We start from the raw sequence: 23,149 nt of genomic DNA on the forward strand, positions 1-23,149 counted from the left end.
TAGGCCACGCCATCTATGAACATGAAGACAGAGATCATAATACAGCCCAGATGCCTGGATGGGAACTTCCCCGGTAACCGCAGTGGTAAAGGCGCCTGTGCTAACATTCGGGAACGAAAGCGGTCTTAGCCTGTGGCCCTGAAGCAACCTATTCTGCGACTGTCCTCCGCCCTGTTGGGGCGGCACAACCTATACAGGCTTTCGCGTTTCCTCATCAATGGCGCAAGGGGCGATGTTGGCGCGAGTCGGCCAGGAGGAAAGGTTTTATGAAGGCCCTCATCACAGGCGGCGCGGGCTTCATTGGCTCCAACATCGCGGAGCTTCTGCGGGCGAATGGTCATGACGTGACGGTGCTGGACAATCTGATGTCCGGCTACCAAGCCAACCTCGACGGGCTGGCGGTGCAGTTCATCCGCGGCGACGTACGCGACGCCCCGCTGGTCAGCAAGCTGGCGGCGGGCATGGACGTGATCTTCCACCTGGCCGCTTCGGTGGGCAACAAGCGCTCGCTTGACCATCCCATCACCGATTCCGAGATCAACGTGCTGGGAACGCTGAACGTGCTGGAAGCCGCTCGCCACGCCGGCGTGCCCAAGGTCGTTTTTTCCTCGTCAGCCGGGATCTTCGGCGAGTTGAAGACCCTGCCCATCCGCGAAGAACATCCCCTCGAGCCGGACACGCCTTATGGCGCCAGCAAGCTGGCCGGCGAAAAGCTCTGCCTAGCCTACTCCAAACAGTATGCGCTGGAATGCGTGTGCCTGCGCTACTTCAACGTTTACGGACCGCGCCAGCAGTTTGACGCCTATGGGAACGTGATCCCCATCTTTGTCCACCAGATTCTGCGTGGCGAGCCCATCACCATTTTCGGCGACGGGGAGCAGACGCGGGACTTCATCAACGTCCGCGACGTGGCCCGGGCCAACTACGCTGCCGCCACGGCCAAGGGCGTATGGGGCGCGTTCAACCTGGGCAGTGGGACGCGCATCACCATTAACCGGCTGGTGCAGTTGCTGCGCGAATGCTCGGGAATCACCTTCCCCGCCGACTATGGCCCCAAGCGCCCAGGCGATGTGCTCGACAGCCTGGCCGATATCAGCAAGGCAAGCAAAGAGCTTGGGTTTTCGCCCATCGTGACCATGTACGCGGGGCTGCCCGAGTACGTCCAGTGGGCCAGGGCAAACATGGACAATCCGGTGGCGGCAGGTACCAACCAGTGAGCCAGATGAACATCTTGGTCCTGGGCGGCGTCGGTATGCTGGGCCACAAGCTGTTCCAGCATCTCAGGGAGCGCTTCCCGGACACTTCTTGCACCGTGCGTGGCAGCGCCGACGAGGCCGCAGCGCTGGCGCCCGGCCTGTTTGGGAATGGATACGTGATCGGCAACGTTGACGCAGCCGATCTGACGGGACTCGAGCGTTTGTTGACTGAACGGCGGCCGAATGTCATCGTCAACTGCGTTGGCGTCATCAAACAACGCCCTGAAGCCAAGTCGGCGATCCCCAGCATCACCATCAACGCCCTTCTACCCCATCTGCTGGCCGAGTGGTGCGAGCGTTGGGATGGCCGGCTGATCCACTTCAGCACGGACTGCGTCTTTAGCGGCGAACGCGGCAACTATTCTGAAGACGACGTTGCCGACGCACATGACCTCTACGGACGCACCAAGTACCTGGGCGAGGTGAGCGCCAAGAATGCTCTCTCGTTGCGCACCTCGATCATTGGACGCGAGCTGGAGCATTTTCAATCGCTGCTGGAATGGTTTCTCAGCCAGAATCGTGGCCCGGTCAAGGGTTACACCCGGGCTTTTTATTCGGGAGTCACTACCAACCACATGGCTGGCTTGGTCGCGCGTATTATCGAAGAGCAGCCGGAGTTGCACGGACTCTTTCAGGTGACCGCCGCCACCATTTCCAAGTTCGAGCTCTTGTGCCTATTGCGCGACGCTTATGGGAAGGACGTAGAGATCGTCCCCGACGATAGCTTCTTCTGCGATCGCAGCATGAAGGGCGATAGATGGATTGGGGCCACCGGTTATCGCGCACCCTCCTGGCCTGAACTGGTGGCGCAACTCGCGCATGACAGCACACCCTACGAGCAGTGGAGGCGAAATGCACGGCAAACCATTTGAGGACAAAACCATCCTGATCACCGGCGGCACCGGGTCGCTGGGCAAGACGCTGGTGCGCCGCCTGCTCAGCGGTCACGATGGCGATCCTGCCAAGGTCATCGTCTATTCCCGCGACGAGGCCAAGCAGCACTTCATGCGCCTGGACTACCAGAAGAAAACCGCTGCCACCGACGAAATCATCTATCGTAACTTCCAACAGAAGCTGGAATTCCGCATCGGCGACGTTCGCGACGCCAACGCGGTAGAGGCCGTCATGCGCGGCGTGGACATCGTCTTCAACGCCGCCGCTCTGAAACAGGTGCCCACCTGCGAATATTTTCCGTATGAAGCGGTGCGCACTAACATCGAGGGGCCGGAAAACATCGTGCGCGCCATCCAGAAGCACGCTCTGCCGGTAGAGACTGTCATCGGCATTTCCACTGACAAGGCCTGCAAGCCGGTCAACGCCATGGGCATGACCAAGGCCATCCAGGAGCGCATCTTCATCCAGGCCAATATGCGCTGCCCCGGCACGCGCTTTGTCTGCGCCCGCTACGGCAACGTGCTGGCCTCGCGCGGTTCGGTGATTCCGCTATTCCATGATCAGATCTTCAACGGCGGCCCGGTTACCATCACCACGCCGGAAATGACGCGCTTTCTGCTTAGCTTGGAAGAGGCGGTGGAAACCGTAATCTACGCCGTGAAACACGGCCTGCCCGGCGAGACCTTTATTCCCCGTGTTCCGTCGGCCCTGGTCACGAACGTGGCCAAAGCATTGATTGACAAACGCCCTATTGAGATCAAGATCACCGGCATCCGTCCCGGAGAAAAAGTGCACGAAATTCTGGTCAGCGAAGAAGAGGCGCATCGCACCGTGGAGCGCGGCAAGTATTACGTGATCCAATCCATGCTCCCCGAGGTGTGCGAAGGCACGGCCGCGGGAGGCAGCGTGGAACACGAGTACAGCTCGGGAGACGACGTGATGAGTCCGGAAGATACCGTCGCGCTGCTGAAACGCGAGCGCCTGATGATGGAAGACGTGGCCCACGAAACTCAGGAGACACTGCGTTGAGAGTCATGACCATCCTGGGCACGCGGCCGGAGATCATCCGGTTGAGCCTGATCATCCGTCTCCTCGACGAGCGTGCTGATCATCTGCTGGTGGATACCGGGCAAAACTATGACGACCGGCTCAATGGTCTTTTCTTCCGCGAACTGGACGTACGCAAGCCCGACTTTTCCCTGGCCGTGCGCGGCACTGGCTTTAGCGACCAGGTCGGCCAGATCCTGGGTCGCATCGAACCGCTCATGCTGGAGCATCGTCCGGACCGCGTGTTGATTCTGGGCGATACCAATAGCGGCCTGTCGGCGATTGTCGCGCGCCGATTGGGCATCCCCGTCTATCACATGGAAGCCGGCAATCGCTGCTACGACTTCCGCGTACCGGAAGAGGCCAATCGCCGGATCATTGACCACATCAGCACGGTGCTCATGCCATACACGAACCGCAGCCGGGAGAACCTGCTGCGAGAAGGCATCAGTCCGGAGAGCGTCTATGTTACCGGCAATCCGATCAAGGAAGTCATAGACCATCACGCTGCGGCCATCAACGCCAGCCCGGTGTTGACCAATCTTGGATTGAGTCCGAAAGGATTCTTTCTGGTGACCATGCATCGCGCCGAAAACGTGGATGTGGAATCGCGCTTGCGCGATCTGGTGCAGGCGCTTGCGCTTTTGCACCAGGAATACGGGTATCCGGTGGTGTGCTCGTTGCATCCGCATACGCGCGCCCGCATGCGGGAGTTTGGCGTGGATCTGGATCGCGCTGGTCTGGTCTTTGCCGAGCCATTTGGTTTTTTCGATTTTATTCGCCTGGAGCAGTCGGCATTTTGCCTGCTTTCTGACAGTGGAACCGTGCAAGAAGAGGCCTGCATTTTTCATGTTCCCAACGTGACGATTCGCGACGTGACGGAGCGGCCGGAGACCATTGATTGCGGGTCCAACGTGCTTGCGGGGTGCGACCCGGAGACCATTCTCCGATTGGTCAGGCTGGTGACGGAAAGGCCGGCCAACTGGCAGCCGCCTCCTGAGTACCTGATGACCGATGTGGCCGCGACGGTCGTTGGGATAGTGCTCGGCCAATCCCGCCCTGACTTGAGCGCACCTGAAACCCATCCGGCAATCCCCGCAGCCGCATCACGTAGGAACTAGCGATTGCGCATCCTGCTCCTCATTGATGACTACTATCCCAGCACCAAGTCCGGCGCGAAGATGATGCATGACCTGGGTGTGCAGTTCGTCCGCGACGGCCACCAGGCCATTGTGGTGACCTCGGCCCACCCTGTGCAGCAGGGCCTCGACATCTCCGTGGAAGATGGCGTCACCGTGGTACGGGTTCGCACCGGCGATCTGAAAAACGCCAGCCGTGCCATGCGCGGCCTGCGCGAGTTCCGTCTACCTGCCACGATCTGGCGCAAGGCCAAGACTTTTTTTTCTGCCCATCACTGCGACCTGATCGTCTTCTATTCCCCGACAATTTTCTTCGGCGACCTCGTCCGCAAGCTGAAAGCGGTTTGGGGCTGCCGGGCTTACCTGGTACTGCGCGACATCTTCCCGCAATGGGCGGTGGATGCCGGCGTCATTAAGAGGGGCCTTCTCTATCGTTATCTGAGACGCAAAGAGCTGACGCAGTACGCCGCCGCCGACATCATCGGCGCCGAAGGCGCAGGCGACCTCCAATACTTCAGACTGGATCCGCGTCTCAAGGGCCATCGCGTGGAAGTACTCTCAAACTGGACGGACACGCAACCACCTCCGCCGGCGGGGACAAAGTTTCGCGAGCAGCTGGGCCTGCGAGATAAAGTAGTGTTCGTCTATGGCGGGAATATTGGTGTTGCCCAAGACCCGGACAATCTTATGCGGCTGGCTACTTCTGTGAAAGATCGGCAAGAGATATTCTTTTTGCTTGTGGGCGGTGGCAGCGAGGCGTCAAGGCTAGGCCGGCAGATCGAAGAACAACATCTTGCCAACATAAGACTTCTTCCTTCGTTGTCGCAGGAGGAATACCTTCAGTGCTTGTCCGAGTTTGATGTCGGCTTGGTCAGCCTGGATCGCCGGCTGCAAACTCACAACTCAACCGGCAAGCTGCTCGGCTATCTGTTGTGTGGTAAGCCAGTCCTGGCCAGCTTAAATCCCGGCAATGGCCTCGCCGACCTACTGCGGGGGGCTGATGCCGGTATCGCCTACGAAAATGGTGATGATCAGAAGCTGCGTGACGCGGCGCTGCGCCTGGCCACCGATAGCACGCTGCGCCAGCGTATGGGGAATAACGCACGCATCTTGCTCGAAAGCCGATTCTCGGTGCAGGCAGCCGCCGGGCAGATTCTCTCCCACTTTCAGTAGGGACATCAGGATTGCCGAATCCTAAATTGTTTATCTTGAGCTCTTAAGCCAAATGAACGAAGTGTTTCGAAAATTGCCAGGGCGGATTCGCCCGTATCAAAAAGACACACCTGATTAGAATTAGCCAATCTTCCAGTTTTCCTGGACTAACTTTCTTTCGTAGCTTATGGAACTGCTTGCTTCCATTGGTGTTGCTAAGAATTGTAAAGATAAGTAATGAGTCATCAAGCGAACGATCTATCTTAAATCTACATAAAAGTAGTCTGACCTAATCGCTTCTTACGCGGAAGCGTAATATAATTGCGACAATTTTTGTACCAGTAGTCAGAGAGATTTGTAGGACCCAGATAGCAGAATGGAGAAGGCCAGGTTTCCCCAGCCTGACCAATCATAACGAAATGGCAGTCCAGTTTGTCGTTTTCCTGCTGTTGAGCATCGTTGTAGCGGCCGTCCTCACGCGCATAGTGCGTGATCTTGCCAATCGCTACGGACTTGTGTCTAGGCCGGAGTCAGCGCGTCATCTTCATACGCGCGCGATCCCGCGATTGGGCGGCGTTGCTCTCCTTCTTACGTTCATTACAGTTTTCGGTGGGTATCTGTTTGTGGCGAGATATGGCCTTGCCTCCGCTCCTGCAGCCGACAAGTTTGTGAAGCTGGTACTGCCTGCTGTGGTCCTGTTTATCGCAGGCCTCGTGGACGACTTGAAGGGCCTCAATGCACCCACCAAACTTCTGATCGAGATCGCAGGTGGCGCGTCCTTGTATTTCGGCGGAATGGGGTTTACCTGTTTTCAGTGGTCCGGAGCCGATCCGGCGGTCAACTCCGCCATTTGCCTGCTGGCTACGGTGTTTTGGGTGGTGCTGATCTGCAATGCAATGAACCTGATTGACGGTCTGGACGGGTTGGCCGCAGGAGCATCGCTCTTTTCCATGGTCACCATTTTTACTCTGGCGCTGATTGGCCAGCGTCCGGGCGTGGCCATGGCCACAGTGGTGATGGGCGGCGCGCTTGTTGGTTTTCTGGTCTTCAATTTTAGTCCCGCGTCAATATTTCTCGGGGATTCCGGCAGCCTGTTTCTGGGCTTCATGCTCAGCGGGTTTGTGATGGCTGAATCCCAGAGCCAGAAGACCATCACCTCGGCGGTTCTGGTTCCAGTGATTGCCTTTGCGCTGCCACTAACCGATACCGCAATGAGCGTGTTGCGACGATTTTTGAGCGGGCATTCATTGTTTGGGGCTGATCGCGAACACATTCACCACAAGCTGCTTGATCTTGGCTTGACGCACCGCCAAGCGGTATGGATTCTTTACGGCGTTTCCGCCATGTTTGCGGTGCTTAGCTTGTTTATTTTCGTGATAGGTCCCAACCGCTTGTTGTTTATTCCCGCCGTGTTCAGCCTGGTGTTCCTTTTGTTCTTTGGATTGCGCCGGCTCGGGTATCACGAGTTTGCCGAAGCCCGCAGGATATGGCATCGGGCGGCGTGGCAAAAGGAACTGATGGCGCGGAACATCGAAGTCCGCAAGATCGCTGCCAGGTTGCGGACAACTACCTCCTTTCCTGAGGCGCTCAACCTTCTGGAAAGCTGCTTGCGCGGCAGCTTTGATGGCTTCGAGATTGTTCTGCTTCCCGAGTGGGCCCACATTGCTTTCCCCGGGCAAGCTCATCAACCTGGGGTAAAGAGATTCTGGAACGAGACGGCCTGCGAAAGGATGCTGTTTTCCTTTGCGTTGAGCACAGCAGCAAGCGGGACTGTAGGGTGCCTGTCTCTCTATCGCAGCTTAGACGCCGATTTGCCGATTGATGTTGACTTTTTCGAGCATGAGCTGCGCGGCGCCTTGGGCCGAGTCCTGGAAACCGCCTCGCATATCTCCCCCGAATCGCGGCCCGTGAGCCCCTTTCCGCCGGCGCCTGCTGCAACGCGTACCACCGGGATCAACGGGATGGTGTCTGCACGCGGCCCCGAGGCCTCTTGATGGTCCCCTCATAGGTCCGTTCTGGTTACGGCTGTCTAATTTTATATATAGTTAAGCCTGCAAATTCACGCATGCGTCCTCGCCTTCTCTTACCGGCAGCGTCGTTCAGCTTGTGGGTGATGGTCGTCCCCATCATTACCGCTGGCAGTTCTTTGGCCCAGGGACTCCTCGACAATCCGCGCCCAGCAGCCAGCAATAGCGAAAGTCAAGGCACAAATCAAGTCCAGGCCCAGGACTCGGATCGGAATCGGAACTCAGGCCGAACCCAGCACCCAGACACGCCCAAGACCGACCAACCTTCGGGTGAGATGTCACTGAAGAAGGTACTTTTGAATCTGCCGGGCGACCAAAAGGCCATCTGGCTCTCGCCGTTCCGCCTGCGCGCACGTGATTCTTCCTGGCTGGGGCCCTTCGCTGCGACTGCCGGTCTTCTATTAGCCGGTGACGAGAACTTCATGTTGCACGAGCGTTCGAATGCTCAGTCGATCAAGCGTAGCAATGACGTTTCCAACGGCGGCCTTGCGGTCCTGGCCGGAGTGCCGGCAGGCATGTATGTGTGGGGAAGCTTGTACGGCTCCCCGCGGCAGCGCGAAACCGGACTGCTCACTGCCGAAGCGCTGGCCAACAGCGCGATCGTAAGCGAGTCGTTGAAACGAATCCTGGGGCGGGAACGGCCCACGTCCACCGGCGGCCGGGGACAGTTCTTCCATGAGTTCGCAGATCCGTCGTTTCCTTCCGACCATGCGATGTTGAGTTGGACGGCCGCTTCGGTCATTGCGCACGAGTATCCCGGCTGGCTCTCGCAGACGCTCGCCTATGGGACCGCCGGGGCCGTCAGCATCGCCCGGGTCAGCGGACGCAAGCACTTTCCCGCTGACATTGCCGTGAGTGCGCCCCTGGGGTGGCTGATCGGACGCCAAATCTACCGCGCCCATCATGATCCCGAGCTCGACGATGGACTGTACGGCCATTTCATTTCGGAAGGCCACAGGTTTGAAGCCGAGCAAACCGGGACAACCTATGTTGCGATGGATAGCTGGGTGTATCCCGCGCTGGATCGCCTCGCGGCCATGGGCTACATAGAAACCGCTCAGACCGGCATGCGGCCTTGGACCCGCAGCGAGTGTGCGCGGCTGGTGGAAGAAGCCGGGTATGGGATCGACCCGGATGGGCCCGACAAATGGGCTCTGCGCATCAACGAGCGTCTGGCCGCTGAGTTTGCTCCCGAGATGGGCGCGCCCGCGTCCCAGCCCGAAGCTCGTATCGAAGAAGTCTATGCCCGTGTAGGCGGTATTTCCGGCCGTCCCCTGGCCGATGACTTCCATTTCGCTAAGACCATTGCTGATGATTTTGGACGGCCATTTGGCCAGGGCGTTAACATGGTCTCCGGCGTTTCGGCGCGAACGGTAGTGGGACCAATGGCGTTTTACGTGCGCGGTGAATACCAGCACGCCGGAACGCTTCCTGCGCTGGATGCCGCCGCCCAGGCAGCGATTGCCCGCCAGGACTTGGTGCCTTTCGCACCCCCACAACGGACCGCAACGCTGGATCGCGTGCGCCCCCTCGATGCGTACGTTTCATTCAACTTCCGCGACAATTTGATTTCGTTTGGCAAACAGACGCTCTGGTGGGGGCCGGGTGAGGACGGCCCTTTCCTCTTCAGCAACAACGCCGAGCCGCTGCCGCTGCTGCGCATCTCGCGGGCCTCACCCATTGTTCTGCCCTGGATCTTTGGTCTGCTGGGCGGCATTCGCGTCGAACTTGTATGGGGACAGTTGAACGGCCATCAATTTGTCTCAATCATCGATACGTCCGGGACACAGAGAGTGGTGAGTGCTCCATTGCGGCCGCATCCGTTTATTCAAGGGGAGAAGATTTCATTCAAGCCGACGCGCAACTTTGAGTTCGGGTTTGGGGTAACGACGATCCTGAGCGGTCCTGGTTTTCCCCTGACGCTGCACAGCCTCGCTCGCAGCTACTCCCTGAGTAACACTACTCCCGGAGTATCCAATGATCCCGGAGACCGTCGCTCAGCCTTCGATTTTTCTTATCGCGTCCCCGGACTGCGCAACTGGCTCACGTTTTATGGCGATTCCTTCACGGAAGACGAGTTCTCGCCCATTTCTTTTCCCCGTAAATCAGCTTTTCGCGCCGGTCTTTACCTGCCTCAGCTGCCGAAACTGCGGCAGATTGACTTGCGCGCAGAGGGCATCTACACCGACATCCCCAACTTGGGCGCTGGGGTCTCGTACTTCAACACGCATTACCTGAGCGGATACACGAATTACGGCCAGATCCTTGGAAACGCGATCGGACGCGAAGGCCGCGGCGTCAATATCTGGAGCACCTACCATTTGACCGCCGACAACAGCTTGCAGCTGCACTACCGCACCCAGCACGTGAACCCCGAGTTTCTAAGCGGAGGCAAGCTGCGAGATTTCGACGCGACCGGCACCCTGGTGCGGGCGGGCAGCCTGGTCTTCAGCGGCACAGTGAAATACGAACACTGGAATTTCCCGCTGCTCGCGGCCACTCCCAAGACCAACGTGAGTGCTGGGTTGCAGATAAGCTGGCGTCCGGTACATGGGTGGAGTTTGTGGCACCGGGCAGGCGCACACCGCAGCAATCAGGTGATGCGCTGATACTTTGCACGTTTGAACGCCGGCTTAGTGGAAATCGTGCGACTGCGTCTCCGCTTCGGTCACAAACAGCGGCAAGATTTTCTGCGCCTTCAAGTGCACGATGCCATCCTGGTTCTGCACTGTTCCCTGCACTTTGAGAAAGCGCTCATGCAGCACTACCGCCGGGTCTTTGCTGTAAACGTCCGGCATAACAATAATGTTGGCGTTTCCGGTTTCGTCTTCCAGGGTGACAAAAATCAGCCCTTTGGCCGTGCCTGGCCTCTGCCGGGTAATCACGCATCCGGCCACCACCGCCGGCTTGCCGTGGGGCGTTTCGCGGAGTTCAGCCGCGGAGAGTATCCCCATACGGCTCAACGCCTTGCGCTGATAGGCCATAGGATGCGGGCCCACCGTCAACCCAGTCCCGTAATAGTCGGCGACCAGGCGTTCTTCGGTTTCCATCCTATATAAAGGAGAGGCGGCGTCCGGCTCCACCACGTCCTTGAGCAACGGGCCAACCGGACGCGCGGCTTTTTCGATCTGCCACAGTGCGTCGCGACGATGCAGCGTCTGCGAATTGCTCTTCTCTGCTGCCCCGATCTTGTTCAGTGCGCCGATGCGGGCCAGCATCGCCAGATTCGCCCGGCTCAGCTGCGGCACGCGACGTGTCAAATCTTCCGTGGCCGTGAACGGCTGCTGCAGGCGGGCTTCAATCAGCGCTCGGGCAGCGCCTTGCTGCAGCCCACGAACATAGCGCAGGCCCATTCGCAGGATCGGTTTCTCGTCGCCATTCTCCAGCGTGCAGTCCCACTCCGAGCAGGTCACATCAATCGGCTTCACCTTCAACCCATGCCGCTGCGCGTCTTTCACAATGGTTGCCGGAGAATAAAATCCCATCGGCTGGTTGTTCAACAATGCCGCCGTGAACGCCGCCAGGTATCGCACTTTCAAAAATGCGCTGGCGTATGCGATGAGCGCAAAGCTGGCCGAATGCGACTCCGGAAATCCGTATAGCGCAAACGAACTGATGAACTTGACGATGTCGTCCTGCGCTTTAGGCAAAACGCCGTTGGCCGTCATGCCGGCGCGCAACTTGGTTTCAATTTCCTTCATGCGGCGCTCAGACCGCTTATGTCCCAGCGCGCGCCGCAACTCCTCCGCTTCGCCGCCGGTAAAGTTGGCGCAGATCATGGCCATGCGCAGCAGTTGTTCCTGGAACAGCGGCACGCCCAGCGTCCGCTTCAGCACCGGCTCCAGCGACGGATGCGGATAGGTCACCGGCTCCTTCCCTTGCCGTCGCCGCAGATACGGGCTGGTCATCTGCCCGGTGATGGGCCCTGGACGGATCAGCGCCACCTGCGTCACCAGGTCGTAAAAGCGGTCAGGACGGTTGCGCGGCAATGATGACATCTGCGCACGGCTCTCAATCTGGAACATGCCAATGGTGTCCGCCTTGCGAATCACGTCATATACGTCCTGAGCGTCCGGCGGTAGGTGCGCCAGATCAACCTCTTCGCCGTAATGGTCGCGAATCAGCCCAATGGAATCTTTTAACACCGCCATCATCCCCAGGCCCAGCAGGTCAACTTTGATGATGCCCAGGTCAGCGCAGTCATCTTTGTCCCACTGCACCACTACGCGCCCCGGCATGGTGGCCGGCTCCAGCGGCACCACCGAATCAAGCTGGCCCTGGCAGATCACCATGCCGCCGGAATGCTGGCTCAAATGCCGCGGCAGGTCCTGCACGCGTTCGCACAAATCAAGATATTTGGCGATGCGCGCGTGCGTCAGGTCCAGCCCGGCGTTGGCGAAGTGGCGATCAAACGTGTCTTCCGGCCCGCGCCATTCCCATCCGCCGACGAACGACGACACGCGGCTCAGCGTCTCCGGATCGAAGCCGAACACTTTTCCTACTTCGCGCGCCGCCAGCCGTCCGCGATAGGTGCAGACGTTGGCGGTCATCGCCGCGCCCAGTTGTCCATAACGCTGATAGACGTATTGAATGGCTTTCTCGCGCTCGTCACCGCTGGGCAGATCCAGATCAATGTCCGGCCACTCGCCGCGCTCTTCTGACAGGAAGCGCTCAAAGAGCAATTCCATGCCGACCGGGTCCACCGCGGTAATCCCCAGCGAATAACACACCGCGCTGTTGGCCGCCGACCCCCGGCCCTGCACCAGAATGCCCTGTTCGCGGCAGTAACGAATAATGTCCCAGACGATCAGGAAATATCCTGCCAGCTCCAGCTTCTCAATCAGCTTGAGTTCTTTTTCCAGCTGCCGGCTGACGCGATCGCTGATTGGCTTGTAACGGTCCGCTGCTCCCTGCATGGTCTGTGCGCGTAGAAAATCACTTTGCCGGCCGCCGTCTGGCACGGGATAGCGGGGAAACTCGTAGCCCAGCTTCTCCAGAGAAAACTCCAGCCGTTGCGAAAGCTCAACGGTGTTGGCGATGGCTTCCGGCACGTCGGCGAACAGCCTGGTCATCTGCTGCGGCGTGCGCAAGTGCCGCTCAGAATTTCTGCACAGCAGACGCCCCGCGTCGCCAAGCTCGCGTTTGTTCTTGATGCAAGTGAAGACATCCAGAATCTCGCTGTCTGCCGCTGTGGCATAACACACGCCGTTGGTCGCCAGCAGTGGCAGCTTCAGCTCGCGCGCCAACCCGATCGAGGCGTGGTTGCGCGCCTCCTGACGGCGATCAAAGTGCCGCTGCAACTCCACGTAAACGTTCTTGCTGCCAAAAACGTCTTTCAATTTGATCAGTAATTCCCTGCCGGCACTTGTTCCGCCCTGCTCCAACGCCTGTGCCAGCGGACCACGCTCATCGCCCGTGAGGCATACCAGCCCGGAAGCGTGCTCGGCCAGCTCATCCAGCGCGGCTGACGACTGCGCATGCTTCGCCACCCGCAACTTGGTCCTGGTCAGCAAGCGGCAAAGGTTCTGATAGCCCGTCCGCGATTCGCACAGCAGAGGATAGTTTGACGCACCGTTTTCACCGTTGACTGTAAGCTCGGTTCCTACATGGGCGCGCAATCCTGCTTTCTGCGCGCTCATATGAAAGCGTGGCGACCCGTAAAGGCCATCGCGATCGAGCAGCGCCACGGCGGGAATGTCCATGCCCGCGGCGATGTTGGTTAGCGCTTCCGGAAGAGACCCTCCTTCCAGAAACGAAAACGCTGACCGGCAGTGGAGTTCTGCGTATTGCATGGTGGTTTTAGCTTTTGTTTTTGGCTCTTAGCTCTTTTTCGCGAATCCGAGTTTATCCGCGATCATTCGCGTTAGGTTTCCGTTCTTGCCAGTCCGATCACGCGCGATCACGCTGCGATGTCGGGGCCCCCCCGGACCGGCCGCCTTTGCCGGGCTGGGTGAGGTGTCGGCGATTCCGGCGATTTCTTAGTCGTACATCCCTTCCACAAACCACTGCCCTGACCCGACCTCGCGAAAAATCCTGTACAGCGCCATCCCCCCTTCGACGCTGATTTCCACGTCCCACTCATCACGCTGCCATTGCTCCGCCTGGTCCCACCAGTCGCCGCTGATGCGCCATGGCCCCCAAGCCTGGCGGATTTCCACTTGCTTGTGCTGAAACGTCATCGTCGTAGGTCGTCCGTTGCTCAGCTCTACCTTGGCCCCCACAACCGGCCGAAACCAGCGGAACGACAAGCGTAGCGAAGATGCCCTAACCGCACTCTCCGCCTCTACGGTCGCCCGCTCCTGAAAAGGCATGACGGCAAAGCTGTCCGGCCGATGGGAGTCGACGGTTGCGGGAAACCCCACGCGCTCGCGTCCTTGCGCGTCGCTCTCACCGACCACCGCCCGCAGCCGCGCCATCGTGATTTCCAGCTTGGCCGGCTCCGGAGAAAGAGGCTGAAACAGTCCTGTCTGCGTCATACGAATGCGCGCCGGAAAAGCTTCTATCGTCATTCGCTTCACCGGGCCCTGCGGTGGGTGGGCTGCTAACTCAAGCTGCAGCAGCTTGAGTAGTATCTTGGAGTCCTGTGAGGGCACTGGTAGTTTGAGTGATCGCTGGTACCGAGGAGAAACTGGGAGCGACACTGCCATTGCGTTCAATTGCCGGTCACTGTGAATTTCCAGATCCAGATCGAGCCGTATATGGTCTGTGGCCAAAGATCTTGCCAGAAGCCTTGCCGTCAGCTGTTCCAGCAAACGATTCAGCAGGAAAAACAGAGGCTCCAGCAATTCCAACGATTCTTCCAGCTCCATGCTCTCTCTAAACGTGGCCGGGGCCTCGAATGGGACAAGCTCGCGCTGTACTTTCCCCTGGGCCAATCGCTGCAAGTGCAGGCCGTATTGGCCGAGGCGTTGCGTGATCGCAATTGCCGGCAATCCAGCCAATGATCTGAGATCTCGAACGCCCCAGCTGTCGAGCGTGTCGAAGGTCTCAGCCCTAGGCTGCAGTACTTCAACCGGCAGGCATGCCAGATGATCGGCTTCTTTCCCTGGGCGTACGACCGTGGTACCTGGGAAGCCCCGCGCGGCACAGAGCGCCGCATCTGGATTGGCAGCGAGCGCAACATTTACGGAGAGACCGCAGGCTTCGGCACGGCAGGCAATTTGCCGGCCCATCTCGGCTGGAGATCCCAGCAATCGTTCCAACCCCATCAGATCCAAAGTCACTGTGCCGCCGCTGGTGGACTCCACGCGCGGTGAAAAGCTGAGACCGCAGTCCAGCAGTGCCATCTGCGCGCCTTGCTCTTGTAGCGTAGACCGCTTTTTCAGAACGACGCCGGGAAAGACCCCGGCCTGTGCCTTAGTCATCCCGATTTGCAGGCCCGCGGCTCGGGCGGCACCATTGCAGGCAACTACCTTTAGCAACGATTCTGGCCCGTCCACGATCGCAGCCGCTAGGCTGTCGGGCGCCGGCAAGCCGTGTCTCAATGCGGCTTGGACAGCGAAGTCAGGAGCATACATACACGCAAAGATCATGGCCTCACGCCCAACGTTGCAGAGTTACGACATTCGAGGAGGCCGATTGCACCGGTTTCCGTAATCGGGTTCGCCCGATGTCAAACTGGCATCGCAAGTGCGTCAGGACCCGTGCATGTGAAAGCTCTCCGCCACAGGAGCCAGCGTCTTCGCCTGTCAAATGCAGCGTCAGGCCAGCGCAACTCGGTGCCGCAGGACAACTCATCAAAAACACCAGGGCGGTCGGAGCTTTCTCCATCACGCGAGCAAAGCGGAACCATGTGCTCAAAGGCACCTTTTTTATCAGGTTTTCTGGAATCGAACTCAAATCGGCTGCGATCAGTCCGAATCCTCCGTTCTGCGCCAAAATATCCACCGCCTTGAAAGCTTTCTCTAGGGACCGAAGGCTGGCGCCTTCGCACCTGACCCACAGCAGGCGGGATAGATCCACACCGGCGGCCTCCGCGGATTCGGCGTCAAAGCCATCTCCAGCATCAACCAGCGTGCAAAACTCTCCCTGACCAGTCATCTTCGCCAGCAACGCCAGCAGCAGCGCCGTTCGTCCAGCGCTTACTCCTGCCGCAGAACAAATCTGGGTCAATGCCCGGCGAGGCACGCCTCCAATGAGCCGGTCCAGGACTTCGATTCCGCTGGGAAACATTTCGGGAGCCGGGGAACGAACATGGCTCAGTGCACCGGGAACGCGGCTTTCCACCTGGGCGCGGATGCGGGCAAGAGACGTACTCGTCACGATAAGCTCCCTCAATCAGTCCGGGCAGTCACAACAGTTGCGGTTCAATATTGGTGGGCCCTTGGGTCGTTGCAATTCGGAGAAGATGATCCTGCAGCATCGCTGAGTCCACGTGTGGGCTTTGCTATTTAGACACTCGCAGCTCGGGCACTCTCCTCGCTGCAGACTCGACGGCTTCCAACTCGTGCAGCAATTCGTGGCGCAGCGTTCCGAGAGCGTCGTGGGTGGCTGCTGCTTCGATCAACAGGTAAACAATGAGGACCACGGCGCCGGCCGTGATTATCAGCGCTGGCCGATAAAGAGTTGCACCATTGAGCCAGATACCCGGAACAGCCAAAACCAGCGCGACCGGTACCCCTAGCTCAAATTTAAGCCGGGCAACCAAGTTTCGCAGATGGCGCCGTCCCGAGGGTTCAATCTCAAATGGTTTGCGCAAATACGCCCACCATTCCACAAAATGCAGTCCTTTGGTCCTAGCGTCGCGCTGCCGGTCGAGCCAGATGCTTTCGATCCTTATCCCAATATCATCAAGGACAATCCCGACAAAGATTGAAATCAGCATTAGAACAAAAGCCGTCTCTGTGTGGTTCTGTTTGACCATATCCTGAAAATCGGGGGAGCCCATAAGGAAGACAAACCAGGGTGCGATTGCGGTAAGCCCGGGCAGGACCAGACTCACTAAAGGGAAAAAGACTGCTGAACCAAACGCCGAGAAAAGCTCTTTCATTTTGGCACCTCCAGAGCAGAGGGCTTAATTACCTTCGCATAAGGTATATTTGCCTTTTGTTCGCTTAAATATAGTGCCGTCCGCGGGCTTTGAGCAACCACAAAATCTTGTGGAAGGCCACAAATGGCAGCCCTGGATATGGTGTTTCCAGAATTCCAACTGGTGCAATGATCTCTGACCATGAAGCTTGGGCTGCTGGGCCGCGTACTGTTGACGAACCCTTCACAGTTTCGCGATGTGCGGATTCTTTGTGCCCCGTTAGCTGCTCCATTGCGCAAGAGTAAAACTGCTTGCGGAAGTACAATGTTGTCCACTCTCTAGTTTCAAATAGAAGACTCGGAAACCTCTATTTAGGGAATCAAGGGCGAACAAGATGAAAACGCTTTTTATTGCCGCAATTGTCGGATTGGCTTTGGTGTTGGCGGGGCCATGCATAGCGCAAGAGCTAAAAACCGTTGCAGAATGCCGTGCCCACCGCGAGGCTTGGTACGCATCCGCGAGTAACGATACCAAGCGTTTGTCTGTAAGCGATTTGGTGCATCGGGCCGATCAGATGATCATTTGCGGCAGGGACATCGACAATAAGCCCGTCGAAGTCGGCATGACCCGAGCCCAAGCGACGGACGCACTCCTGGACGCAAGCGGCTATGATCAATTGGCTCTAGCATACTACCGCGAGGCTTTCAGCCGCGCTTCGCGGTTCATAGACAAGAAAAACCTGTCCAATGAATTCATCGCTGACGATAAGAACCGCAAGATAGTTCGATCACCGGACACCAGTAAATTGTCGAAATGAGTAGGACTCCTGTAATGAAGTTTGGACTACTGGCCCGATTGTTGTTGAAGGACCCTTCTGAGTTTTGCGACAGAGTGCTTACAATCGCAGAGTCCCGAATGGACCGCATCAACAAGCCTGGGACCATGCCGACGATCAGTTATTTAGAGCTTGCGCGTAGAATGAGCGAAGTCTTGGGGGTGGATATTGAACGCTTCTTAAATGAGGATGCGCTTCGAGAAATCGAGGGCCAAATAGACTCGTCGCGCCCCGGCCTGATGGGCGGGGCGGAAAGGTTTCATGACGCGACGTTCGGTATCGCAAGGCTTTGTTATGCGGTGTCTCGGGCACGCAGACCAGAGGTTGTAATCGAAACAGGTGTTGGCAATGGAGTTACCAGTTCTTTCTTCCTTCAAGCGCTTGCGGTAAATGGAAAGGGGCGTCTCTGGAGCATTGACCTGCCTCCCCTGGGGGCTAAGAGTGGGATGCTTATTCCTGATGCCTTAAAGTCGCGTTGGGAGCTATCTCGCGGCAGGACGCGCAAGGTTCTGCCGGAACTGATCCGCGCATTGGGCACGGTTGACGTTTTCCTCCACGACAGTCTCCACTCCTACTGGAACATGAGGTTCGAGTTTGGGGCGATTTGGTCGGCGCTAGCTGAATCCGGCGTTCTATTGTCGGATGATGTGACGATGAACCGGGCATTTGAGGAATTTGTCAGAAGCCATCCGAATAGATTTGCGGCCGTCAGCTCAAATCCTGTTTTTGGGGTGGCTTTGAAGTGAGGGAATCTTTCTGTTTCCAGGACATTCGTTAAAAAACCTGAAACGATTTGCGCATTCGTCCCACAATCCTATGTCGCGAAAGGCGCCTGCCTTGAGCGTACCCACATTTTAGGCTGGTATCTGGCCCCGAGGAGAAAGCATGGCCACCGGACTCGATGCTCTCAAACACATTGTTGTTCTAATGATGGAAAACCGGTCCTTCGACCACATGCTGGGCTCGCTGAAGGCGGTGAACCCACGGATCGACGGGATCACCGCCCAGTTGAGCAACCCCGACACAAACGGGAACCCGGTGAAGGCGCAGCCACTGGCGGAGTTCCAGGGACAACTCGATCCCGATCCGGACCACCATTTCCCGGCGGTCGACCTTCAGATTTTCGGCGGTGACACGAGCCCGAACCGGGCAGCGAACATGCAGGGGTTCGTTAAAAGCTACTTCAACCAGCGGCGAGACGTACCGCACTCGCAGAAGATTATGTATTACTTCACGAAAGAGAACCTGCCGGTGCTGACGACGCTGGCGCTGGAGTTTGCGGTGTTCAACCGGTGGTTCGCGTCGATTCCTGGGCCAACAATCTGCAATCGCGCCTTTGCGCACTATGGGACGTCCTTCGGCCGAGTGGACATGAATCTTCTTTACATCAACGAGCCGTTTAAGAGCATTTACCAGCGGCTGATCAGCGCCAACCCTAAGCACACGGCCAAACTTTACTACTACGACACCACCAGTTCGACGATGGAGATCACGAACCTGCTGCAGAACCAGCCGGAGTTGTTCGGGACATTCGGCCAATTTCTGAAGGACTGCAACAAAGGAACGCTGCCGGATTATTCCTTTGTTGAGCCGAACTACAACGACCACGACACCGACAGCGGAGAGGAACTGGCCAACGATCAGCACCCTGACCATCACGTGCAGGCGGGAGAGCTGTTCATTGCGCAGGTGTACAACGCGATCAAGCAGAATGCAGACTTGTGGGCGAAAACGGCGCTGCTGATCGTTTATGACGAGCACGGCGGAATCTACGACCACGTGCTGCCTCCGGCGTGCAAGCAGGACCAATTTACGGCTTCAGCGAATGCCACCGGGACGGGGATGGAGTTCAAGTTCGACCGGTTGGGAGTGCGGGTGCCAGCGATCCTGGTTTCGCCGTGGATTCAAAAGGGGACGGTGGTGGATCGGGTGTTCGACCACGCATCGATTCCGGCGACGGTGACGAAGTTCTTCCTGGGAGACTACGCGCCAAGGTCTCCAAGGGAAACGAACGCTGATGTGTTCATTGAGCCGAGCGCGGCGCCCGTCGACCCGGCGCGCAATCTGCTTTCGCTTTCGACCATGCGGACAGATTGCCCGGATTTTGACGTTTAAGAGCGAAATGAACGGATAAGGAGCGACTTAAATGACCCTCATCGCTGTGCCCAGGCCGCCAAAAAGCGCCCATGATCCGAATCGCAGGATTTCTACGCTTCTGATCTCCCAGATCGATCATCTGCAGCATGCGGAGAGGAGATTGCCGCTGCGATACCGGACGAACATCTACGTCCACGCCGTTAAAACCGAAGGCGAAGCGGCAAGGTACATCCGCGAGGTGACAGAAGCGATTCATCGAGCGCATGACGACGCGGCGGCGCAGCGAGGGAGAGACGCACGCAAGGGCAAGCGCGGGATTGCGGCGGCCGCCGCCGAACGGCCAGGGCGAAAGCGTTCGAGCGGCGCCAAAGCAAAAAAGAAGAACAAGGCGAAGCGTGAACGGAAGAAGTAGCAGCGGATTTTGGAGGTGTATATGCGTTGGAGTGTAGCGGTGGTGCTTTGGCTGGCGTCGACAGTAGCATGGGCCCAGGAAGGCGCGCTACATGCGGACTTCCGGCGCGAGGGCGAACGGGTGTCGGATGCTTGCGGAAACTTCAGCCTTAAAGCGGTGCCGGGATGCGCGATTGCGCTGTTTACCGACCATCCGCTGCACATTGCAGCGGGCAGCATGCCACCGCAGAACGGATTCGGGATGGGAGGGGCATTCGTCACGGCGAAGAACACGAAGAATTGGCTGATGAGTTGGGACGTGGACGCAGTGGGAGCCACCAGTGGATCTTGGCGAGCGGGCGGGTACATGAAGATGGTGCATACACCGGCGGTCGTGATCCACCCGATTATTCCCACGTCCGGCGAAGGATCGGCCGCATCGCCTGAGACAAAAAAGAAGAAACCCACTGTCAAGGTTCATCCCTACACGGTTTTCAATCTCTACGCGCAAACGATTTCGCTGAACAAGCTGAATTTCTTCGGCCTGGGCAACGACACGACGCTCGGTGGAGCGTCGGTGTTCGGCATGAGACAAACGATCGTGGGTGCTAGCGTGATCAAGCCGGTGTTCGAGTGGCCGGCGATCAGCAGCCTTAACCTTTCGCTGATTGGAGAAGTGAATGGCCGATTCACTGATATTCGCGGGGCGCTCGGACAATCCGCGCCGTCGATTGAGACGGTATATACCGACGTCAGCGCGCCGGGGCTGAGCAGCCAGCCGGGATTCATTCAACTGGGTGAGGGAGTTCGCATCAAGCCGGTCATTGGAGACCACTTGCAGTTGAACTATGTGGCAAACTTTCAGCAGTTTGTAGCCCCATCGAACTCGCAGAATTCGTTTTTGCGGTGGACCGTGGACTTGGACCACACCTTCTTCCTGTACGGGTACACGAAATCGGCGCCCAAGAGTGTGGATGCGAACGGTCCGGATGAATGTGCGCCTGCTAACCAAAAGTGCCCGGAAGTCTCGCACTCGCGTAACCTGAACGGCTCCATAGGAATCAGGGTGCTGCTATCGGAATCGATGACATCAGGAACGAGTGCGGTGCCCTTCTATTTCCAGCAAACCCTTGGCGGATCGGACCTCAATAGCGCGTTGTCGCTCGGCAGCTATCAGGACTACCGGTTTCGCGCACCCAACCTTCTGTTGCTGCAAGAAAGTTTCGAGCACTCAATCTGGGGTCCGTTTGGCCTGAAGTTCATGGCGGACCAGGGCCGCGTTGCTCTCACGCGGGGCGATCTCGGGTTCAGCCATCTAAAACACAGCTTTGCTGGCGGGCTCACGTTGCGGGCCGGAGGTTTTCCAATGGTTTCTTTGATGTTTGCCTGGGGCGGACCCGAAGGCCATCACAACATTTTCAATATGAACACGTCGCTGCTGGGGGGATCAGCGCGACCGAAGCTGGACTAGACAGCTCTTCTGCGAAATTTACTGTTGACCCGCCGCAACGCGCTTAAAGAGCAGCTTCAGCTCTTCCGTTTCCTGGCAGTCGTCTCTTCTAGCCGTCTCTTCTATTGAATACTTCCGCTCAAGTGCACCGGAATGCTTTCCTCCGTCGCCCCTTGAATCATATCCAGAGTGAGGGCGGACCCACCGGCTGCCTGTCCGCCACTTCCTGATCAGAATGATTCAGGCGATGCGATGGTAATGTCGAGCACCACGCCCATGACTCCGTGCACAGGCAGCGCCGATATAGAGAAACTACGATTAACCACCCGGCCAGCTATCACTTGTCAGTCAGCACCGCTCTCGATTCGTCGATGTCGTCAATGTCTTGGCGCAGCCGGATTCAGCTTCTTGAGTTTGGCAGCATTTGGGCTGAATATGGAAGTGTCCGGCCTGAGACATAGGTAACAGAACGTACCGGAGACACGGGTTACACTTTTCGGCCTGAGGAGGGGCCGAGGAGGGGATGCCATGGAAGGAAAGTTCTGTTATGGACGAACGGATGCGCTTTGTGATTCGGCTCAAAGACGGGGAGAGCATGACCTCGTTGTGCCGTGAGTTTGGGATTTCCCGCAAGACGGGATACAAGATCCTGGACCGCTTTGAGCATTGCGGTGTGGAAGGGTTAAGCGATCGTGCGCGTCGGCCGCATCGCTATGCCAACCAACTGCCTGCACAAGTGGAAGCTGCGATCGTGGCAGCCAAACACGAAAAACCTCATTGGGGAGCGCGCAAGATCTACGAGCTGCTGCTGCTGCGTCGATTGCCTTCGCACGTGAAGGTGCCAGCTCGCAGCACCATTCATGCCATTATGGATCGACACGGTCTGGTGGCCAGGGCCAGCCGGGCCAGGACACGTGCCGAGGGAACGCCGCTCTCTGCTGGGCTGAACCCGAATGACTTGTGGTGTACCGACTACAAGGGCGAGTTTCAGCTTGGCAACTAGCGCTACTGTTATCCGTTAACGGTCACCGATTACGCCTCGCGCTATTTGCTGTTGTGCGAGGCCATGGATTCCACCCGCGAGCAGCCCGCTTTCCTGGGTTTGAACGATTGTTTCGGGAACGCGGCTTGCCCCAAGCGATTCGTTCCGACAATGGCCTTCCCTTCGCTTCCCCCAACGGACTCTTCAACCTCTCGAAACTGTCTGTGTGGTGGTTGCGCTTGGGGATCAGTATCGAACGGATTCGCCCGGGTCATCCCCAACAAAATGGCCGCCACGAGCGCATGCATCTGACGCTGAAAAACGAAACCACTCGGCCGGCCGGTGCTAACCTTCTGCAACAGCAGGCCAAGTTCGATGCCTTCGTCGAGGAGTTCAATTGCGAAAGGCCGCATGAAGCTCTCAACATGCAGTGTCCAGGCCAGGTTTACACTGTCTCAGCCCGACCCTATCACGGCATTCCCGATCCCCATTACCCATTTCACGACCAGACTGTCGTAGTCACCAACTGCGGCCGCCTTTGCCTTTATCGCAAGAAAATCAATCTCAGTTCCAGCCTGGCCGGCCAAGCTGTCGGTGTCAAAGAGGTAGACGACGGCTTCTGGCTCGTCAGCTTCATGAACTATGATCTTGGTTATATAGACTTGGAGGAGAAAACCCTGCAGCCTCTCGAAAACCCCTTCGGGGCAAAAGTGTAACCCGTGTTTCCGGTACGTTCTGTTACCTATGTCTCAGGACCGGACAAAGAGATTCTGGCGACCCCGGCAGGATTCGAACCTGCGACCCTCTGCTTAGAAGGCAGATGCTCTGGTCCAACTGAGCTACGGGGTCCTAATAGTATTTTAGCGCGAAAGAGTGCAGCCCCGAACCTCTTGCTTCCCTTTTCGGTTTCTC

16 protein-coding genes, 1 tRNA gene and 1 pseudogene are annotated in these 23,149 nt (G+C 57.9%); 13 read left to right on the plus strand and 5 right to left on the minus strand.

The genetic code is table 11. From position 1 onward, the window contains the following. The first annotated feature begins 266 nt into the window (after positions 1–266). The 7 genes from LAO20_21920 to LAO20_21950 all read left to right on the plus strand — a co-directional run bounded on the left by LAO20_21920 (position 267) and on the right by LAO20_21950 (position 10,124). The gene (locus LAO20_21920; GenBank protein MBZ5534095.1) at positions 267–1,217 is read left to right on the plus strand and encodes an NAD-dependent epimerase/dehydratase family protein; all 951 of its coding nucleotides are present in this window, start codon (positions 267–269) and stop codon (positions 1,215–1,217) included. A 5-nt stretch (positions 1,218–1,222) separates the two neighbouring features. After that, positions 1,223–2,128, plus strand: coding sequence for an SDR family oxidoreductase (locus tag LAO20_21925; protein MBZ5534096.1), 906 nt, complete (start codon positions 1,223–1,225; stop codon positions 2,126–2,128). Next, entirely contained in the window at positions 2,109–3,179 is a 1,071-nt protein-coding gene (locus LAO20_21930) for a polysaccharide biosynthesis protein (protein MBZ5534097.1), read from the plus strand. The genes LAO20_21925 and LAO20_21930 overlap by 20 nt, the downstream gene beginning before the upstream one ends. Further along, on the plus strand, positions 3,176–4,318 hold the full coding sequence (wecB, locus tag LAO20_21935) for a UDP-N-acetylglucosamine 2-epimerase (non-hydrolyzing) (GenBank protein MBZ5534098.1): 1,143 nt from the start codon (positions 3,176–3,178) through the stop codon (positions 4,316–4,318). The genes LAO20_21930 and wecB overlap by 4 nt, the downstream gene beginning before the upstream one ends. A 3-nt stretch (positions 4,319–4,321) precedes the next feature. Beyond that, a complete protein-coding gene (locus LAO20_21940) occupies positions 4,322–5,509 on the plus strand; it encodes a glycosyltransferase family 4 protein (GenBank protein ID MBZ5534099.1) in 1,188 nt (395 codons plus the stop codon). A 398-nt stretch (positions 5,510–5,907) separates the two neighbouring features. Further along, complete coding sequence (locus LAO20_21945) at positions 5,908–7,482, plus strand: undecaprenyl/decaprenyl-phosphate alpha-N-acetylglucosaminyl 1-phosphate transferase (protein ID MBZ5534100.1); 1,575 nt, start codon at positions 5,908–5,910, stop codon at positions 7,480–7,482. A gap of 329 nt (positions 7,483–7,811) precedes the next feature. Further along, complete coding sequence (locus tag LAO20_21950; GenBank protein MBZ5534101.1) at positions 7,812–10,124, plus strand: phosphatase PAP2 family protein; 2,313 nt, start codon at positions 7,812–7,814, stop codon at positions 10,122–10,124. A gap of 24 nt (positions 10,125–10,148) precedes the next feature. Here the strand turns inward: LAO20_21950 and LAO20_21955 are convergent, their stop codons facing one another. The 4 genes from LAO20_21955 to LAO20_21970 all read right to left on the minus strand — a co-directional run bounded on the left by LAO20_21955 (position 10,149) and on the right by LAO20_21970 (position 16,504). After that, on the minus strand, positions 10,149–13,307 hold the full coding sequence (locus LAO20_21955) for an error-prone DNA polymerase (GenBank protein MBZ5534102.1): 3,159 nt from the start codon (positions 13,305–13,307) through the stop codon (positions 10,149–10,151). Between the two features lie 186 nt (positions 13,308–13,493). Beyond that, complete coding sequence (locus tag LAO20_21960) at positions 13,494–14,987, minus strand: hypothetical protein (protein ID MBZ5534103.1); 1,494 nt, start codon at positions 14,985–14,987, stop codon at positions 13,494–13,496. Between the two features lie 64 nt (positions 14,988–15,051). Beyond that, entirely contained in the window at positions 15,052–15,777 is a 726-nt protein-coding gene (locus tag LAO20_21965) for a DNA recombination/repair protein RecA (protein MBZ5534104.1), read from the minus strand. Between the two features lie 124 nt (positions 15,778–15,901). Next, positions 15,902–16,504, minus strand: coding sequence for a hypothetical protein (locus tag LAO20_21970; GenBank protein MBZ5534105.1), 603 nt, complete (start codon positions 16,502–16,504; stop codon positions 15,902–15,904). A gap of 373 nt (positions 16,505–16,877) precedes the next feature. Here LAO20_21970 and LAO20_21975 point away from each other — a divergent pair, with 373 nt between their 5' ends. The 6 genes and pseudogenes from LAO20_21975 (at position 16,878) to LAO20_22000 (ending at position 22,953) form a co-directional block, all read left to right on the plus strand. Next, positions 16,878–17,300 (plus strand): hypothetical protein, encoded by a 423-nt coding sequence (locus LAO20_21975; protein MBZ5534106.1) that lies wholly within the window; start codon positions 16,878–16,880, stop codon positions 17,298–17,300. Positions 17,301–17,398: 98 nt separating this feature from the next. Then, positions 17,399–18,064, plus strand: coding sequence for a class I SAM-dependent methyltransferase (locus LAO20_21980; GenBank protein ID MBZ5534107.1), 666 nt, complete (start codon positions 17,399–17,401; stop codon positions 18,062–18,064). Positions 18,065–18,203: 139 nt separating this feature from the next. Next, positions 18,204–19,433, plus strand: coding sequence for an alkaline phosphatase family protein (locus LAO20_21985; GenBank protein ID MBZ5534108.1), 1,230 nt, complete (start codon positions 18,204–18,206; stop codon positions 19,431–19,433). A gap of 31 nt (positions 19,434–19,464) precedes the next feature. Continuing rightward, positions 19,465–19,827, plus strand: coding sequence for a hypothetical protein (locus LAO20_21990; GenBank protein MBZ5534109.1), 363 nt, complete (start codon positions 19,465–19,467; stop codon positions 19,825–19,827). Positions 19,828–19,836: 9 nt separating this feature from the next. Beyond that, positions 19,837–21,276, plus strand: a complete 1,440-nt coding sequence (locus LAO20_21995; GenBank protein MBZ5534110.1) for a hypothetical protein — start codon at positions 19,837–19,839, stop codon at positions 21,274–21,276. A gap of 502 nt (positions 21,277–21,778) precedes the next feature. Further along, a pseudogene (locus LAO20_22000) lies at positions 21,779–22,953 on the plus strand (integrase core domain-containing protein). A 55-nt stretch (positions 22,954–23,008) separates the two neighbouring features. Here LAO20_22000 and LAO20_22005 read toward each other — a convergent pair. Next, positions 23,009–23,086: transfer RNA gene (locus LAO20_22005), tRNA-Arg, on the minus strand. Positions 23,087–23,149: the final 63 nt, after the last annotated feature.

This window comes from Terriglobia bacterium (assembly GCA_020072815.1).
In the GTDB taxonomy this organism is placed as follows: domain Bacteria; phylum Acidobacteriota; class Terriglobia; order Terriglobales; family Acidobacteriaceae; genus Angelobacter.